The sequence below is a fragment of the Chitinophaga agrisoli genome (genome assembly GCF_008386695.1).
In the GTDB taxonomy this organism is placed as follows: Bacteria; Bacteroidota; Bacteroidia; order Chitinophagales; family Chitinophagaceae; genus Chitinophaga; species Chitinophaga agrisoli.
In genome coordinates this window covers 1-235 of record NZ_VUOC01000130.1, presented here as the reverse complement: position 1 = coordinate 235, position 235 = coordinate 1, and the positions used below count along the sequence as shown (strand labels likewise).

Here is a 235-nt window from a genome sequence, read left to right as displayed (position 1 = left end):
GTTGAAAGTGACGTCATTGACGACAACGTTGCTGGCGCCTTCGAGAGCCAAGTGGGCTACGGTGCCAGATGCGCTGAAGATGTCAGAAATTGGGAAAGTGTAATCGCCTTCGGCTTTTTCGATGTAGATTGGGTCGAGTCCACGCTCTTGGATACCGGAAGTGATGCGATCGATGACGTTCACAATCAATTGCTCGACCAAATTCTGTCTTTCTCTCTCAAGGTCAACTTTTGAG

The 235-nt window shown here is 48.9% G+C and carries 1 protein-coding gene; it reads left to right on the top strand.

Going from position 1 to position 235, the window contains the following annotated elements:
• Positions 1-234, top strand: a 234-nt coding sequence (locus F0L74_RS34750) for a hypothetical protein (protein WP_188316295.1), incomplete at its 5' end; no start/stop codon positions are given.
• Between the last annotated feature and the right edge of the window lies 1 nt (position 235).